The following is a 348-nucleotide window of genomic DNA, read 5'->3' on the forward strand; positions in this document are numbered from 1 at the left end:
CCTAGAGAAAAAGGTCGCGCAGGCGCTCGCAAATCGCGACGAAGTCAACAGCAAGCAGACTCAGGGGATCCTGGAACAAATCACTTCCCTCAACAAGCGGCTCACAGCACTTGAAGAGGACCGTCTATTGAATTCGGGTGTGTCTGTAGTGAAGCCCGAAGCGACAGGGCAGGGTGCCGACGAAACCAGTGCCGACACACCAGCAAAGGCGGCATATGTACCGCCTAAAGGGTTCACGCTGCGCGCGGAGCTCGGGAACCGCGTGTGGCTTTTTGATGGGCACAGGGAATTTTCGATGCTGAAAACAGACCCGCCGCCGACAGCCCCCGCCGCAGCGGCCAAGGGCGC

At 59.5% G+C, this 348-nt stretch carries 1 protein-coding gene; it reads left to right on the top strand.

The annotated features are described in order from the left end of the window. On the top strand, positions 1-348 hold a 348-nt coding region (locus ACR6JA_RS22330; RefSeq protein WP_494599594.1), incomplete at both ends, for a hypothetical protein.

This window comes from Cedecea sp. B1(4) (assembly GCF_059414925.1).